Here is a 15,605-nt window from a genome sequence, read left to right as displayed (position 1 = left end):
GGGAAGGGACCGGGCGTGGAGCCGCGCGCCGAGAGGCTCAGCGCAGGCTGTGCCCCGGTGCGACGATGCCGGTCTCGTAGGCGAACACCACCGCCTGGCTGCGGTTGGCCGCCCCCAGCTTCCCGAAGATGTTGCCCACATGGGTCTTGACGGTTTCGAGGCTGATCACCAGCTCGGCCGCTATGTCCACATTGGACTTCCCGGTGGCGATGAGCCGCAGTACCTCGGTCTCCCGTTTCGTCAGCGAGGACGGCCGGGGAGCGAGGCCGGACGGCGCCGGTCGCGCGGTGACCATCCGGCGGATCGCGTCGGGGAACAACAGCGTCTCCCCGGCGGCGATGGTCCGGATGGCGTGCGCGAACTCCTCCTTGCGCGCCCGCTTCAGCAGGAATCCGCTGGCCCCGGCCAGCAGCGCGTCGTAGACGTAGTCGTCGTTGTCGAACGTCGTGATCACGAGGATCTTCGGCGGTTCGGGGATTTCGGCCAGTACCCGCCGGGTCGCCTCGATCCCGTCCACCCCGGGCATGCGCACGTCCATCAGGACCACGTCGGGACGCGTCCGCCGCACCAGATCGACCACTTCGCCGCCGTCACCGGCCTCCCCGGCCACGGTCAGATCGGGCTGGTTGCCGAGCAGTGAGCGCAAACCGGCGCGCAGCAAGGGTTCGTCGTCGACGATCAGGACCCGCAGTGTCATGGGTGCGACCGTAGCGGGATCGTGGTCACCAGCCGCCACAGCGGTTCCCCGTCGACGGCCGGCCCCGCGACGAGTTCGCCGCGCAGCGCTTCGACACGTTCGGTGAGCCCCGGCAGTCCGTTGCCGCCGCGGCCGGAAGCGACGGCGTGCTCCACGAGCGGGTTCACGATCTCGATCCGCAACGCGTCGGCGAGCACCGCGACCCGCACGGTCACCGGGCCGGGGTGGGCGTGCCGCAGCGCGTTCGTCAGTCCTTCTTGGACGATCCGGTACGCCTCCCGCGAAAGGGTGGCGGGAAGTTCCGCGGCGGGCCCGGTCAGCTCGTAGTCGATCACCGCGCCACCCGCGCGAGCTCGTTCGGCCAGCGTGCCGGCCTCGAGCAGCCGTCGTTCGGGTTCGCGGGAGGACCGGTCGTCCCGCAGCAGGCCCAGCACGTGGTCGAGGTCTTCGAGCGCCGCACGGGACGACTCCTCGATGGTGCCCAGCGCCCGGCGCACCAACTGCGGTTCGGAATCGACCAGTTCGGCGGCCGCGGCCGCCTGGATGGTCGACGTCGTCAGCGTGTGGCCGATGGAGTCGTGCAGTTCGCGGGCCAGCCGGTTGCGCTGCTCGAAATGGTTCGCCCGGACTTCGGCGGCGGCGACGCGTTCGGCCGCCGAGGGGCCCAGCAGCGCGACCGCGCTGTACTGGAACAGTTTGGTGAAGCCGGCGAGGACGTACGCGATCACCACGAGCGTGAAGAACCCGATCGGCAAGGTCCACGCTCCGGCGACGCCGGGTTCGATCGTCACCTCTTCACCGAAGATCGCGATGGGGCTGCCGCCACCCCCGGCCCATACCAGCGTCAGGACGAAACCCAGGAACAGGAAGCAGCCGAGGCCGAACAGCACCCAGCCGAGCGCGGTGTGCACGAGCAGCCAGGCGGCCGAGCGCCGGCGCTCCGGCCAGGCGACCTTCGTATTCGGCGGAGGCTGCGCGATCCGGGTGCCCAGCATCTGGTTGGAGAACCAGATACCGACCCGCCGCATCGGCCCCGGCAAGCCGGCCAGCGCGACCAGTACGCCCATGGCGAGCACGCCGTAGAGCGCCTTCGCCCGCACGTCGCCCGGGATGAGGACGGCGGGGATGAGCGCGATCGGGAACGGGATCGCGGTGATCGCCATGCCGAGGAAGCCGAACGGCAGGCTGCGGTAGCTGCCGATCCGGACCAGGGGCTTGAGTGGGTTGACCATGACCGGAACGCTATGCGGCGGCGCGTGCGCGCACCTCCCACTGCGGTGCCATTTCGCGTCATACTCCAGACCGGGACGCCGGTCACAGCCGGTTAGCGGGCGTTAGCGGCGCCCTCTTACACTCGGGCGCGTGGCTCATCGACCTTTGATCGCACCCAGCATCCTCTCCGCGGACTTCGCCCGGCTCGGCGACGAGATCCGCGCCGTCGCGGGGGAGGGGGAGACCCGCGCGGACTGGGTCCACGTCGATGTCATGGACGCGCATTTCGTGCCGAACCTGACCCTGGGCCTGCCCGTGGTGCAGTCGCTGCTCAAGGCCACCGACGTGCCGATCGACTGCCACCTGATGATCGAGAACCCCGACAAGTGGGCCATCGGGTACGCCGAGGCGGGCGCCTACAACGTCACCGTGCACGTCGAGGCCGCGCACGACCCGATCGCGCTGGCGAAGAACCTGCGCGCCGCCGGGGCGAAGGCCGGGCTGTCGATCAAGCCGAACACGCCGATCGAGGACCACCTCGAGACCCTCAAGCACTACGACACGCTGCTGGTGATGTCGGTCGAGCCCGGTTTCGGCGGTCAGTCGTTCATCGAAGGCGTCCTCGACAAGGTGCGCACCGCGCGGCGCCTGGTCGACACCGGCCACCTGAAGCTCGTCGTCGAGATCGACGGCGGGATCAACGCCGACACCATCGAGCAGGCCGCCGAGGCCGGTGTGGACTGCTTCGTCGCCGGTTCCGCCGTCTACGGCGCCGAAGACCCTGGTAAGGCGGTCGCGGCGCTGCGCGAGCAGGCGGCCCGCGCCCGCGGCTGATCCCGCCTCTTGATCCGCCGTCGGGTCAGGAGAAGGAATCGGTCCCGATGGGTGTTGGATGAGGGGAGCACCGTTTCAGCGACGGTGCGAGCCAAGAGGAGGGCAGCAGGAGTGTTCACCGGCATTGTCGAGGAACTCGGCGAGGTCACCGCGGTCGAGCAGGTCCCCAACGCCGCGAGACTGACCGTGCGAGGGCCGCTGGTGACCAGCGACGCCGGGCACGGCGACTCCATCGCGGTGAGTGGCGTGTGCCTCACCGTGGTCGCGGTGACGGGCGGTGAGTTTACCGTCGATGTCGTGCACGAGACCCTGCAGCGCTCCAGCCTCGCGAAGGTGCACGTCGGTGACGTGGTCAACCTCGAACGCGCGACGCCGGCGGGCGGCAGGCTCGGCGGGCACATCATGCAGGGCCATGTCGACGGCACCGGCGTCTTCCTCAAACGCGACGAGCAGGGACTCACCACGTTCGCGCTGCCGAAGAAGCTGTCCCGGTACGTGGTCGAGAAGGGGTCGATCGCGGTCGACGGCGTCTCCCTCACGGTCGCTTCGGTGACCGACGAGGAGTTCTCCGTCGCCCTGATCCCGACCACCCTCGAACTCACCACCCTCGGCCGGAACACCCCGGGCGACCTGGTGAACCTCGAGGTCGACGTGGTCGCCAAGTACGTCGAGAAGCTGGCCATGCCGCACCTGCGCACGCAGGGGGACAATGGCGGTACGGAGGAGCGGGCGTGAGCGAGACGAGTGCGATTCCGGGGTCGGCGGATCTGACCCCCTGTGGAGGCGGGGTGGCCGTGAACGCCGATGCCATCGAGGCGGCCATCGCCGACATCAAGGCGGGCCGTCCGGTCGTCGTGGTCGACGACGAGGACCGCGAGAACGAGGGCGACCTGATCTTCGCGGCGGAGAAGGCCACGCCGGAACTGATGGCCTTCATGGTGCGCTACACCTCGGGTTACGTCTGCGTGGCGCTGACCGAGGCCGAGGCGGACAGGCTCGACCTGCCGCCGATGTATCACACGAACCAGGACCAGCGCGGCACCGCGTACAGCGTCACGGTCGACGCCGCCGAGGGCATCACCACCGGTATCTCCGCGGCCGACCGATCGCACACCGTCCGGCTGCTCGCCGACCCGGGTTCCAAGGCGTCGGACTTCCGGCGGCCCGGCCACGTGGTCCCGCTGCGCGCCAAGCAGGGCGGCGTCCTGCGGCGCCCGGGGCACACCGAAGCCGCCGTCGACCTGGCCCGGCTCGCCGGGCTCTCGCCGTCCGGTGTGCTCTGCGAGATCGTTTCGCAGAAGGACGAGGGCGACATGGCCCGCCGCGACGAACTCGAGGTCTTCGCCGCGGACCACGACCTCAAGATGATCACCATCGCCGACCTGATCGCGTACCGGCGGCGCACCGAGAAGCAGGTCGAGCGGGTCGCCGAGGCGCGCATCCCGCTGAACGCGGGCACCTTCCGGGCGGTCGGTTACGACAGCCTGCTCGACGGCATCGAGCACATCGCGTTCGTCTACGGCGAGATCGGCGACGGCGAGGACATCCTGGTCCGCGTGCACTCCGAGTGCCTGACCGGTGACGTCTTCGGCTCACTGCGCTGCGACTGCGGCCCGCAGCTGGAGGCCGCGCTGGAAGCGGTCGCCAAGGAAGGGCGCGGTGTCGTGCTCTACATCCGCGGCCACGAGGGCCGCGGCATCGGGCTGCTGCACAAACTGCAGGCCTACCAGCTGCAGGACGCCGGCGCGGACACCGTCGACGCGAACCTGCAGCTCGGCGTCCCCGCCGACGCGCGGGACTACGGCACCGGCGCGCAGATCCTGTGCGACCTCGGCGTCCGCTCGATGCGGCTGCTGACGAACAACCCGGCCAAGCGGGTCGGGCTGGAGGGCTACGGCCTGCGGGTGAGCGGGCGGGTGTCGCTGCCGATCTCGCCGAACCCGGAGAACCTGCGCTACCTCAAGACCAAACGGGACCGGATGGGACACGACCTGTCCCAGCTGGAGCATTTCGACCAGGTCGGCGCCGAGGTCGACCAGGGCAACGGAGGTGGCACGCGGTGAGCGGCGAGGGCCGTCCGGACGTCGAGCTCGACCTGTCCGACTGTAAGAACATCCGGCTTGGGATCGTGGCCACGCGCTGGCACACGAAGATCACGAGCGCACTGCTGGAACGCGCCCTCGAGGCGGCCAAGGCGGCCGACCTGGAGGAAGAGCCGACGGTCGTGCGCGTCGCGGGCGCCGTCGAACTGCCCGTCGCCGCGCAGGCGCTGGCCCGCACGCACGACGCGGTCGTCGCGCTGGGCGTGGTCATCCGGGGCGGGACGCCGCACTTCGAGTACGTCTGCGACGCGGTCACCGCGGGCCTGACCAGGGTCGCGCTCGACGAGAGCACCCCGGTCGGCAACGGCGTCCTCACCTGCGACACCGAACAGCAGGCCCTGGACCGGTCGGGGCTGCCCGGCTCCGTCGAGGACAAAGGCTACGAAGCGACGGTCGCCGCGCTGGACGCCGCGCACGCGCTGCGGAACCTGCGCCAGCCGTGGACCGAGCGGGGCTTCGTGTGAGCGTCGAGGCGGATGTGATGACGGAGTCCGAAGTCGTGGTGGTGCGGCCCCGCCGTGCCCTGGTCATGTGCTCGGTGCTGGCGGTGATCATGCTGACGACGTTCGTGGTCGTCGCGGTCCTGCTGCGCGGCTCGGACACCGGCGTGATCTTCCAGCCGTCAGACCAGGCGGCGATGATCGGCATCGGCGTCCTGCTCGCCGCGGGCACGATGCTGTTCGCGACCGCGCGCGTGAAGGCCGACGCCGACGGCATCGAGGTCCGGAACGTGCTGATGACCAAGAAATTCGCGTGGAGCGAGGTGCTCTCGGTGAGCTTCCCGGACGGGGCCTCGTGGGCGCGGCTGGAGCTGCCGGACGACGAGTACTACTCGGTCATGGCGGTGCAGGCGGTGGACCGGGAACGCGCGGTGGCCGCGGTGCGAGCGCTGCGGAAGTTGCACAAGGCGGCCTGGGAAGACTGACCTCTCGTGAGTGGTAAGGACGGTTCTAACCGTCCTTACCACTCACGAGACTGGACCCACCACGCCACCGCTCAGAGCGAAAGATCCACCACGATCGGCGCGTGGTCCGAGGGCCCCTTCCCCTTCCGCGCCTCACGGTCCACATAGGAATCCGTCACCGCGCCGGCCACGACGGCGTCGGCGTACACGAGGTCGATCCGCATTCCCTTGTTGTTGGGGAAGTTCCCCGCCCGGTAATCCCAGTACGTGAACGGGTGGTCGTACTTCAGCGGCCTCGGGAACACGTCCGACAGCCCGAGGTCGCGCAGCGCGGCGAGCGCCTTCCGCTCCGGCTCGGTCACGTGCGTCGACTCGGCGAACAGGCCGATGTCCCACACGTCCGCGTCGGTCGGCGCGATGTTGAAGTCGCCGAGCACCGCGAACGGCAGCCCGCGCGCCTGTTCCTCCCGCACGGTCGCCTCCAGCGCCGAAAGCCAGGCCAGTTTGTAGCCGTAGTGCGGGTTCTCCAGGTCACGCCCGTTCGGCACGTACACCGACCACAGCCGCAGCCCGCCGCAGGTGGCGCCGATGGCCCGCGCGTCGGCCTTGTCCTCGAAGGTGGGCTCGCCGGTCAGGCCCCGTGTCACGTCGTCCAGACCGACGCGGGACACGATCGCGACGCCGTTCCAGCGCCCGATGCCGTACGCGGCCGTCTCGTAGCCCAGTTCCTTCACGGCCTCGAAGGGGAAGGCGTCGGTGCCGCATTTGAGTTCCTGCAGGCACAGCACGTCCGGCTGTACCGAGCCGAGCCAGTCCAGCACCCTCGGCAGCCGGGGCCCGATCGAGTTCACGTTCCAGGTCGCGATCCGCATGCCCGCGAGCGTCCCACATCCCACCGACACCCTGACGTGAAAGGGCCCCTGTCGCGGCGGATCACGTCGCGACAGGGGCCCGGCCGGGGTGGAGGTCAGACCCCGGTGGTCGTACGGATCCAGGAGCGTGCCGAAGCGACGCTGCCGTAGTTGTTGGTGCCGCGGATGTTCGAGCCGCTCTGGTTCTGCACGGTCGAAGCGACACCGACCTGGACGCCGTTGTAGACCTGGGGGCCGCCCGAGTCGCCCTTCCACGCCGAACCGTTGATGCCGACGCTCTGGATGGCCGGGCCGCCGTAGGCGTCGCGCGAGGTACCGGTGACGCGCACGTTGGCGACCTTCAGCGCCGAGGCGGGCGGGCCGGTCGGGGTCTCGCGGCCCCAGCCGTAGAGCTGGTTGGTGCTGCCGACCGGCGGGTTCGAGCTGGTGAGGCTGATCGGCGTGACACCGGCGTCGGAGGCCAGGTGCAGCAGCGAGATGTCGGCGCCGTTCGGCGAGGACACCTTGCGGTCGACCGCGATCTCACGGCCGCCCTGGAGCTGGTTGCTGCCGACGCGGACCCGCATGCCGCTGCCGTCGGAGTCGAGGCAGTGCTTGGCGGTCAGGACCCAGCGCTGGGCGATGACGCTGCCGGAGCAGTTGAACCCGTCCCACTGACGGCCCGGGGTGTTGACGTAGATCTGGGCGCCCCAGCTCACGGTGGGGGCGGTGCCGCCGCCCACGATGTTGGGCTGGACACCGGTGGGGGTGCCCGCGGAGGCGACCGCGCCGGCGGTCATGGTGAGGGCTGCGGCGGCGAGGGTGGCGGCGCCCAGCGTACGAAGACGGCTCACGGTGCAGGAGTCCTTTCGAGCGTCATCTGACGAAGAACCGAGTGAAGTGGAACTGGGACGGAAAGTAATCACCCGGTTCACCCGATAGGAACCAACGAACGTCGGATCCGGCCGAAGACCCGACTTAGGTCGGTATACGTAATGAAATACGGACCGCATCGTGGTAGGCGCCACTCGAATGAGGGCTAGAGCATGGGGGCTCGCAAGACTGTCGGTGGTGCCCCATAGGCTTGGCGGCGTGGCTGACCCGACCACCTACCGTCCCTCGCCGGGGAGCATCCCGGACGCCCCTGGCGTGTACAAATTTCGTGACGCCACGAAGAGGGTCATCTACGTCGGCAAGGCGAAAAGCCTCCGCAGCAGGCTGAACTCGTACTTCGCCGACATCACGGGCTTGCACCCGCGCACCCGCCAGATGGTGACGACGGCGGCGAGCGTCGAGTGGACCGTGGTGAGCACCGAGGTCGAGGCGCTCCAGCTGGAATACAACTGGATCAAGGAGTTCGACCCGCGGTTCAACGTCCGCTACCGGGACGACAAGAGCTATCCGGTCCTCGCCGTCACGATGAACGAGGAGTTCCCGCGCCTGCACGTCTATCGCGGCGCGCGCAAGAAGGGCGTGCGGTATTTCGGTCCGTACGCGCACGCCTGGGCCATCCGCGAAACGCTCGACCTGCTGCTCCGGGTCTTCCCGGCGCGCACCTGCTCGGCGGGCGTCTTCAAACGGCACGGCCAGATCGGCAGGCCCTGCCTGCTCGGCTACATCGGCAAATGCTCCGCGCCGTGCGTCGGCAAGGTCTCCGCCGACGAACACCGCGCGATCGTCGAGGATTTCTGCGACTTCCTCGCCGGCCGCACCGACGCGCTGATCCGCCGCCTGGAACAGGAAATGGCGGCCGCGTCCGAAGAGCTGGAGTTCGAGCGCGCGGCCCGGCTGCGCGACGACCTCGGCGCGTTGCGGCGCGCCATGGAGAAGCAGGCCGTCGTGCTCGGCGACGGCACCGACGCCGACGTCGTCGCCTTCGCCCACGACGAACTCGAAGCCGCCGTCCAGGTCTTCCACGTGCGCGGCGGCCGGGTCCGCGGCCAGCGCGGCTGGGTGATCGACAAGGCCGAAGAGATGGACGTCAAGGACCTCGTCGACCATTTCCTCACGCAGTTCTACGGTGAGGAGGCCGAACGCGCGGACGACCCCGACCTCGGGTCGCCGGTGCCGCGCGAAGTCCTCGTGCCCGAGTTGCCCGCCGACGCGGAAGCGCTCGGCGAATGGCTTTCCGGGCTGCGGGGGTCGAGGGTGAGCCTGCGGGTGCCGCAGCGCGGGGACAAGCGCGCGCTCGCGGAGACCGTGACACGCAACGCCGGCGAGGCGTTCACTCAGCACAAACTGCGCCGTGCGGGCGACCTCACCGCCCGCTCGGCCGCGCTGGCGGAACTGCAGGATTACCTGGCGCTGGAAACCGCGCCGCTGCGCATCGAATGCGTCGACATCAGCCATATCCAGGGCAGTGACGTGGTGGCGTCGCTCGTGGTGTTCGAGGACGGCATTCCGCGCAAGTCCGAGTACCGGCGTTTCGCGTTGCGCGAGGCCGCGGAAGAAGGCGACGTCGCCTCGATCGCCGAGGTCGTCCGCCGCCGCTTTTACCGCTACCTCAAGGAAAACGCCGAGGGTGCCGAGGTCGATCCGGACCGTCCGGGCATCGACCCGGAGACCGGCAAGCCGCGCAAGTTCGCGTACGCGCCGAACCTGCTCGTCGTCGACGGCGCGGGCCCGCAGGCCACCGCCGCCGCGGACGTCCTCTCCGAACTGGGTGTCACCGACGTCGCCGTGGTCGGCCTGGCGAAGCGGCTGGAGGAGGTGTGGCTCCCGGGCGATCCCGATCCGGTGATCCTGCCGCGCACCTCCGACGCGCTGTACCTGTTGCAGCGGCTGCGTGACGAGGCGCACCGCTTCGCCATCCGGTACCACCGGGAGAAGCGGTCCAAGCGGATGCAGGTGTCCGCTTTGGACGGCGTGCCCGGGCTGGGGCAGGCTCGCCGTACCGCGCTGATCAAGCACTTCGGCTCGGTGAAGAAACTCCGCGAAGCGCGGATAGAGGAGATCGAGGCGGTGCCCGGCTTCGGCAGGCGCACCGCCGAAGCGGTCGTCGCGGCACTCGCAGGGGAGCAGCCGCAGACGGCGGGGGAGTCCAGTTCGTGACCGGTGAAGGGACCATCGTGAGTGCGCAAGAAGAAGGCCGCGGTTCGGGGATGGAGGTCGCGGTCGTTTCCGGTCTGTCCGGCGCCGGCCGCAGCACCGCCGCGAAATGCCTGGAGGATCTGGGCTGGTTCGTGGTGGACAACCTGCCGCCCGAACTGATCGCCACCATGGTCGAGCTCGGCGCGCAGGCGCGGGGCGCGATCACCAAGGTCGCCGTGGTGATGGACGTGCGCTCGCGCGCGTTCACCGACGACCTGGCGTCGGTCATCAAGGACCTCGACGCTCGCGGGTACAAGCCGCGCGTCCTGTTCCTGGAGGCCACCGACGCGGTGCTGGTGCGCCGGTTCGAGGCCGTCCGCCGCGGTCACCCGATGCAGGGCGACGGCAGGCTCGCCGACGGCATCACCGCCGAGCGCACGCTCCTGGAGCCGCTGCGGGAGGAGGCCGACCTCGTGCTCGACACGTCGTCGCTTTCGGTGCACGACCTGCGCGCCAAGATCGAGGACGCCTTCGGTTCCGAGGCGAGCACGCAGACCCGCGTCACCGTGCTGTCGTTCGGCTACAAGTACGGCCTGCCGATGGACGCCGACCTGGTGATGGACGTCCGGTTCCTGCCGAACCCGTTCTGGATCCCGGAACTGCGCGACCACACCGGTCTCGAAGGCGAGGTCCGCAACTACGTGCTCAGCCAGGAAGGCGCGGACGAGTTCCTCGACCGCTACCACCAGCTGCTGCGCCTGATCGGCGCGGGCTACAAGCGTGAAGGCAAGCGGTACCTGACGCTGGCCGTCGGCTGCACGGGCGGGAAGCACCGCAGCGTCGCCATTTCCGAGGAACTCGCCCAGCGTCTGTCCAATGAGGACGGTATGGCCGTGAAGGTGGTGCACCGCGACCTTGGCCGCGAGTGATCCGCGCGCGGTCGCACTGGGGGGCGGGCACGGCCTGCACGCCACCCTCACCGCGTTGCGCCGGGTGACCTCGCAGGTCACCGCCGTGGTCACCGTCGCGGACGACGGGGGCTCCTCCGGCAGGCTGCGCCGGGAACTCGGGCTGCTGCCGCCGGGCGACCTGCGGCAGGCCTTCGCCGCGTTCGCCGCCGAAGACGGCGGGACCCTGTGGGCGGAGGTGTTCCAGCATCGTTTCGGCGGCGACGGCGCGCTCGCCGGGCACGCGGTCGGGAACCTGTTGCTGGCCGGGCTGTTCGAAGTGCTCGGTGATCCGGTCGCCGCGCTCGACGAGGCGAGCAGGCTCATGGGCATCTCCGGGCGCGTCCTGCCGATGTCACCCGAACCGCTGGAGATCCAGGGGGAGGTTTCGGGGCTGGACGCCGAGAATCCCGAGGCGGTCCGGCGGATCCGCGGTCAGGTGGCGGTGGCGACGACCCCGGGGCAGGTGCACCGGATCAGCCTGCATCCGTCCGGCCAGGCCGATCGGCCGCCGCGCGGCTGCGCCGAGGCGATCGAGGCGGTGCTCGACGCGGACGTGGTGTTCCTCGGCCCGGGGTCGTGGTTCACCAGTGTGCTGCCCCATCTGCTGGTACCGGATCTGCACGACGCGTTGCTCCGAACGGACGCCACGAAGGTCGTGATCCTCAATCTGATCCCCCAACCGGGGGAGACGGCGGGGTTCTCGCCGGAGAAGCATTTGGACGTACTCTTCGAACACGCCCCGGAATTGCGGGTGGACGCGGTCATCGCGGACCGTGACTCGGTGCCCTCACCAGCCCGGTTGCGAGACGCTGCCGGGAGACTGGGCGCGCGGGCGTTGCTGGGGGCGGTGGCTGACCCGGTCGTGACGGGGCGGCATGATCCTGATGCGCTCGCGGGCTGTATGCGGGACGCTCTCGGTCTCACCGGGGGAGGAGCTGAAGGTATGGAGGGGCAGCGATGGCGATGACCGCCGCCGTGAAGGACGAGCTGAGCCGGCTGGAGATCACCAAGATCGGCCCGCGCCGCGCGGAGGTCGCGTCGATGCTGCGATTCGCGGGCGGGCTGCACATCGTGGCCGGCCGCGTCGTGGTGGAGGCCGAACTCGACACCGGTTCGGTGGCGAGGCGGCTGCGCAAGGAGATCCACGAACTGTACGGACACCAGTCCGACGTCCACGTCATCTCTTCCAGCGGATTGCGCAAGGGCACGCGGTACGTCGTCCGGGTGGTCAAGGACGGCGAGGGGCTCGCGCGGCAGACCGGCCTGATCGATCAGCGCGGCCGTCCGGTGCGCGGGCTGCCCGCCGCCGTCGTGTCCGGTGGCGTCGCCGACGCGGAAGCCGCCTGGCGGGGCGCGTTCCTGGCGCACGGTTCGCTCACCGAACCCGGGCGCTCGTCGTCGCTCGAAGTGACCTGCCCCGGCCCCGAGGCCGCGCTGGCGCTCGTCGGTGCCGCCCGGCGGATGGGGATCCAGGCCAAGTCGCGCGAGGTCCGCGGCGCGGACCGGGTCGTGGTGCGTGACGGTGACGCGATCGGCGCGCTGCTGACCCGTCTCGGCGCGCACACGAGCGTGCTCGCCTGGGAAGAGCGGCGGATGCGCCGCGAGGTGCGCGCCACCGCGAACCGGCTCGCGAACTTCGACGACGCGAACCTGCGGCGGTCGGCCCGCGCGGCCGTCGCGGCGGCGGCCAGGGTGGAGCGCGCGCTGGACATCCTCGGCGAATCCGCGCCGGATCACCTGCTCGCCGCGGGCAAACTGCGCCTGTCGAACCGGCAGGCCTCGCTCGAAGAACTGGGCCAGCTGTCCGAGCCGCAGATGACCAAGGACGCCGTCGCCGGCCGGATCCGCCGCCTGCTGGCGATGGCCGACAAGAAGGCGAAGGAACAAGGCATTCCGGACACCGAATCCGCGGTCACGCCGGACATGCTCGAAGAAGACGAGGCCTGACGTCACTCTCGTGAGTGGTAAGGACGGTTCTAACCGTCCTTACCACTCACGAGGTTGTTCGCCGAAGACTTGGCAGGTGGCCGGGTCGCCATCGAGTGCGGCGGTCGCCAGGAGGACGGCGCCCGAGGTCCACGTGGTGCGCTCGTCCGGCCAGAATTCCCCGTCCGCGCACTGATACCCGGTCCAGTACGAGCCGTCGTCGTGGCGTAGCCGGGCAAGGCACGCGAGGAGTTCGCTCGCGCGGACCCGGTCTCCGCGGGCGGCGAGGGTCAATGCCAGTTCGGCGGTCTCCCCACCGGTGACCCACGGCTCGTGGTGCACGCACCGCACCCCCAGCCCGGGTACGACGAACCGGTCCCAGCCCGCCGCCAGCCGCGCCGAGGCGTCGGCGCCGGTCACCACAGAGCCCAGAACCGGGTAGTACCAGTCCATCGCGTGCGGTTTCGCCGCGAACAGCCGCGGCTCGCCGACCAGGGCCGCCCGCAGCCGGTGCGCCGCGTCCAGCCAATGTGGACGGTCAAGCCCCACCATGGACGCGAGCGCCAGTGCCTGCGTCAGCGCGTGGTGGATGCTGCTGCATCCCGTGACCAGCCGGATTCCGGGGTCGTCGCGCCAGGGGATGGCGCCCGACGGTTGCTGTCGCCGCAGGACGGCGTCGACGGCCCGGTCCACGACGGGCCACATCCGGTCCAGCCAGGCGCGATCCCCGGTCAGCAGGAAATGGTGCCGGGTCCCGACCGCGACGTAGGCGGTGAAGTTCGTGTCCATAGTGGACAAGTCGATTCCGCCGCCGTGGTACCGGGCCGCCCAGGATCCGTCAAGACGCTGGTTCCGGACCAGCCAGTCGTAGGCGGCTTCGGCCTCGGCCCCGAACCCGGCGACGTCCAAGCCCATGGCGGCTTCGAGATGGTTCCACGGGTCGAGGTGACCACCGGTCTCCCACGGGATCCCGCCGTCCGGCCGTTGCACGGCCGCGATCGTCGCGGCGGTGGCCTTCACGGTTTGCGCGCGTAGACGACGAGGCTCTTACCGAGCACTGGATTCAGCGCCCACTCGGCGAACCGCACCGGCCGGGGACTCCGCATGATGTCCCAGACCAGGAACCGGTGGTACAGCGCGCAGAGCCGGTGCTCTTCGTCGGGACCGACGGCGCATTTGAGCCACCAGTACGGCGAGTGCAGGGCGTGCGCGTGATGGCCGCCGGTCGTCGACAGCCCGGCTTCCCTGAGCTTGCCGAGCAGTTCGCGGCGGCGGTAGATCCGGATGTGCCCGCCTTCGACCTCGTGATACGCGTCCGAGAGCAGCCAGCAGATCCGCTCCGGCCACCAGCGCGGCACGGTCGCCACCAGCCTGCCGCCGGGCGCCAGCACACGGCTCGCCTCCGCGAGCACCGTCCGGTCGGCGTGGATGTGCTCCAGCGTCTCGGCCACGATCACCCGCGTGAACGAACCGCTCGGAAACGGAAGCCGGAGGGCGTCCGCGCGAACGGCCAGCGCCGAAGCCGAGGCGGGAGCCTCACCCGCCTGCGCCAGGTTGGCGAACATGTCCCGCACGTGTTTGAGCGCGATGTCGTCGAGGTCGGCGGCGACCACGTCCGCGCCGCGTTTGTACGCTTCGTAGGCGTGACGGCCGTCGCCGCAGCCGAGGTCCAGCACCCGGTCCCCGGGGCCGACGGGGAACCGGCCGAAGTCGACGGTCAGCATCCCGCACGCTCCCGGCCGAGAACACGCCGGTAGTACGCCGCGGTCTCCTCGGCGGTGCGCCGCCAGCTCAGCGCTCCGGCCGTCTCCAGGCCGCGGGCCGCGAGGTCGGCGCGGAGGTGTTCGTCGCCGAGGACCTTGATGAGCGCTTCCGCGAGCGCCGGTACGTCACCCGGCGGCACCAGGATCCCCGCGTCGCCGACGACCTCGGGAAGCGCCCCGCCGGTCGTCGCGACGACCGGCGTCCCGCAGGCCATCGCCTCGGCGGCCGGGAGCGAGAACCCCTCGAACAACGAGGGTATACAAGCGATTTCGGCGGAACAGAGCAACCGCGCGAGTTCGTCGTCGGTCAGCCCGCTGACGAAGCGGACGCCGGCGCTGGGGCCGAGCCGGGCGAGCGCCCGCGCCGCCGGGCCGTCGGGTTTCGGTTTGCCGACGATCACCAGTTCGCCCTCGATCCGTTCCCACGCCGACAGGAGCTGATCGAGCCCCTTCAACGGCTCGTCCGCGCTGGCGGTGGCCACGACCCGTCCCGGGACCCGCCGGATCTCGGGACGCGGCCGGAAGATCCTGGTGTCGGCGGCGAGCGGGACGACGTGGATCCGGTCCTCCGGCACGCCCATTTCCCGGCCGATGGCCGCACGGGACGCCCGCGACACCGTCAGCGTGGGCAGCCGCCGCGCGACCCGGTGCTGCATGTCGACAAACCCGTACCACCGCTTGACCTGTGCCGCGTCGTGCCCGGTGACGGTGGCGAGCTTCAACGCCCGGTCCACGGCGATCGGATGGTGGACGGTGGCGATCGTCGGCAGTCCACAATGGAGCATTCCGTAGCCGAGCCCTTGATTGTCGTGGACGATGTCGAATTCGCCCCGGCGTTTCGCGAGAGCGCGCGCGGCACGCAGGGAGAACGCGAGAGGTTCGGGGAAGCCGCCGCGCCGCATGCCGACGAACTCCACCCAGGACGGCAGATCGCGCAGTTCCCCCGGCCGCGGTGTCCGGAAGGGAGTCGGCTCCGCGAACAGGTCGAGTCCCGGGATCTTCGTCAGCCGCACGCCGTCATCCACCTCCGGGTACGGAGGACCGGACAGCACTTCGACGTGATGCCCCAGCGCGGCGAGTTCGCGGCTCAGATGCCGGACGTACACGCCCTGACCGCCGCTGCGCGGGTTCCCGCGGTAGGTCAGGAGCGCGATCCGCAGTGCGCTCACCGCTCACTCCCGCGTACCCCAATAGGCGAGCTGCTCGCGGATCTTCCGGGTTTCGCCGTGCCGTTCGCCGCGGACCTCGACCGAATCGTCCAGCAGCAGGGTCCAGAGCGAGAGCGCCTCGGTGACCTGGCCCGCCTTGGCGAGGGCGAGCGCGAGACCGAAACGGC

The 15,605-nt window shown here is 70.3% G+C and carries 16 protein-coding genes; 9 read left to right on the top strand and 7 right to left on the bottom strand.

Annotated features, from left to right (window positions below; genetic code table 11):
• Window positions 1-37: 37 nt before the first annotated feature.
• Complete coding sequence (locus BLW75_RS09985) at window positions 38-697, bottom strand: response regulator transcription factor (protein WP_034311699.1); 660 nt, start codon at window positions 695-697, stop codon at window positions 38-40.
• The gene (locus tag BLW75_RS09980; protein ID WP_034311700.1) at window positions 694-1,929 is read right to left on the bottom strand and encodes a sensor histidine kinase; all 1,236 of its coding nucleotides are present in this window, start codon (window positions 1,927-1,929) and stop codon (window positions 694-696) included. The genes BLW75_RS09985 and BLW75_RS09980 overlap by 4 nt, the downstream gene beginning before the upstream one ends.
• 145 nt (window positions 1,930-2,074) lie before the next feature.
• On the opposite strand from BLW75_RS09980, the gene rpe reads away from it, so the two are divergent.
• The 5 genes from rpe to BLW75_RS09955 all read left to right on the top strand — a co-directional run bounded on the left by rpe (window position 2,075) and on the right by BLW75_RS09955 (window position 5,770).
• Entirely contained in the window at window positions 2,075-2,743 is a 669-nt protein-coding gene (gene rpe / locus BLW75_RS09975) for a ribulose-phosphate 3-epimerase (RefSeq protein ID WP_034311703.1), read from the top strand.
• Between the two features lie 111 nt (window positions 2,744-2,854).
• The gene (locus BLW75_RS09970) at window positions 2,855-3,478 is read left to right on the top strand and encodes a riboflavin synthase (RefSeq protein WP_034311704.1); all 624 of its coding nucleotides are present in this window, start codon (window positions 2,855-2,857) and stop codon (window positions 3,476-3,478) included.
• A 53-nt stretch (window positions 3,479-3,531) separates the two neighbouring features.
• Window positions 3,532-4,806, top strand: a complete 1,275-nt coding sequence (locus BLW75_RS09965) for a bifunctional 3,4-dihydroxy-2-butanone-4-phosphate synthase/GTP cyclohydrolase II (RefSeq protein ID WP_198935733.1) — start codon at window positions 3,532-3,534, stop codon at window positions 4,804-4,806.
• Window positions 4,803-5,309, top strand: a complete 507-nt coding sequence (ribH, locus tag BLW75_RS09960; RefSeq protein ID WP_034311710.1) for a 6,7-dimethyl-8-ribityllumazine synthase — start codon at window positions 4,803-4,805, stop codon at window positions 5,307-5,309. Before BLW75_RS09965 ends, ribH begins: the two co-directional genes overlap by 4 nt.
• A 17-nt stretch (window positions 5,310-5,326) precedes the next feature.
• The gene (locus tag BLW75_RS09955; protein ID WP_034311883.1) at window positions 5,327-5,770 is read left to right on the top strand and encodes a PH domain-containing protein; all 444 of its coding nucleotides are present in this window, start codon (window positions 5,327-5,329) and stop codon (window positions 5,768-5,770) included.
• Between the two features lie 71 nt (window positions 5,771-5,841).
• Here BLW75_RS09955 and BLW75_RS09950 read toward each other — a convergent pair whose 3' ends face one another.
• Complete coding sequence (locus BLW75_RS09950) at window positions 5,842-6,621, bottom strand: exodeoxyribonuclease III (protein WP_034311712.1); 780 nt, start codon at window positions 6,619-6,621, stop codon at window positions 5,842-5,844.
• A gap of 95 nt (window positions 6,622-6,716) precedes the next feature.
• Window positions 6,717-7,454, bottom strand: a complete 738-nt coding sequence (locus BLW75_RS09945; protein ID WP_034311715.1) for a S1 family peptidase — start codon at window positions 7,452-7,454, stop codon at window positions 6,717-6,719.
• Between the two features lie 238 nt (window positions 7,455-7,692).
• On the opposite strand from BLW75_RS09945, the gene uvrC reads away from it, so the two are divergent.
• The 4 genes from uvrC to whiA are packed head-to-tail and all read left to right on the top strand — an operon-like array spanning window position 7,693 to window position 12,527.
• Entirely contained in the window at window positions 7,693-9,651 is a 1,959-nt protein-coding gene (gene uvrC, locus BLW75_RS09940) for an excinuclease ABC subunit UvrC (protein WP_091597259.1), read from the top strand.
• A gap of 50 nt (window positions 9,652-9,701) precedes the next feature.
• On the top strand, window positions 9,702-10,559 hold the full coding sequence (gene rapZ, locus BLW75_RS09935; protein WP_034311885.1) for an RNase adapter RapZ: 858 nt from the start codon (window positions 9,702-9,704) through the stop codon (window positions 10,557-10,559).
• Window positions 10,546-11,547 (top strand): gluconeogenesis factor YvcK family protein, encoded by a 1,002-nt coding sequence (locus BLW75_RS09930; RefSeq protein ID WP_034311720.1) that lies wholly within the window; start codon window positions 10,546-10,548, stop codon window positions 11,545-11,547. The genes rapZ and BLW75_RS09930 overlap by 14 nt, the downstream gene beginning before the upstream one ends.
• The gene (gene whiA / locus BLW75_RS09925) at window positions 11,538-12,527 is read left to right on the top strand and encodes a DNA-binding protein WhiA (protein WP_034311722.1); all 990 of its coding nucleotides are present in this window, start codon (window positions 11,538-11,540) and stop codon (window positions 12,525-12,527) included. Before BLW75_RS09930 ends, whiA begins: the two co-directional genes overlap by 10 nt.
• 39 nt (window positions 12,528-12,566) lie before the next feature.
• Here the strand turns inward: whiA and BLW75_RS09920 are convergent, their stop codons facing one another.
• From BLW75_RS09920 to BLW75_RS09910, 3 genes are read right to left on the bottom strand one after another with little or no spacing between them, the layout of a single operon-like run.
• Complete coding sequence (locus BLW75_RS09920; protein ID WP_091597255.1) at window positions 12,567-13,526, bottom strand: prenyltransferase/squalene oxidase repeat-containing protein; 960 nt, start codon at window positions 13,524-13,526, stop codon at window positions 12,567-12,569.
• Complete coding sequence (locus BLW75_RS09915; protein WP_034311725.1) at window positions 13,523-14,230, bottom strand: class I SAM-dependent methyltransferase; 708 nt, start codon at window positions 14,228-14,230, stop codon at window positions 13,523-13,525. The genes BLW75_RS09920 and BLW75_RS09915 overlap by 4 nt, the downstream gene beginning before the upstream one ends.
• Window positions 14,224-15,438: a glycosyltransferase family 4 protein gene (locus BLW75_RS09910; RefSeq protein WP_103746172.1), complete on the bottom strand. Its 1,215-nt coding sequence runs from the start codon at window positions 15,436-15,438 to the stop codon at window positions 14,224-14,226. The genes BLW75_RS09915 and BLW75_RS09910 overlap by 7 nt, the downstream gene beginning before the upstream one ends.
• Window positions 15,439-15,605 lie beyond the last annotated feature (167 nt).

It is taken from the genome of Amycolatopsis lurida (assembly GCF_900105055.1).
GTDB lineage: Bacteria > Actinomycetota > Actinomycetes > Mycobacteriales > Pseudonocardiaceae > Amycolatopsis > Amycolatopsis lurida.
This window is presented reverse-complemented; position numbering and strand designations above follow the sequence as displayed.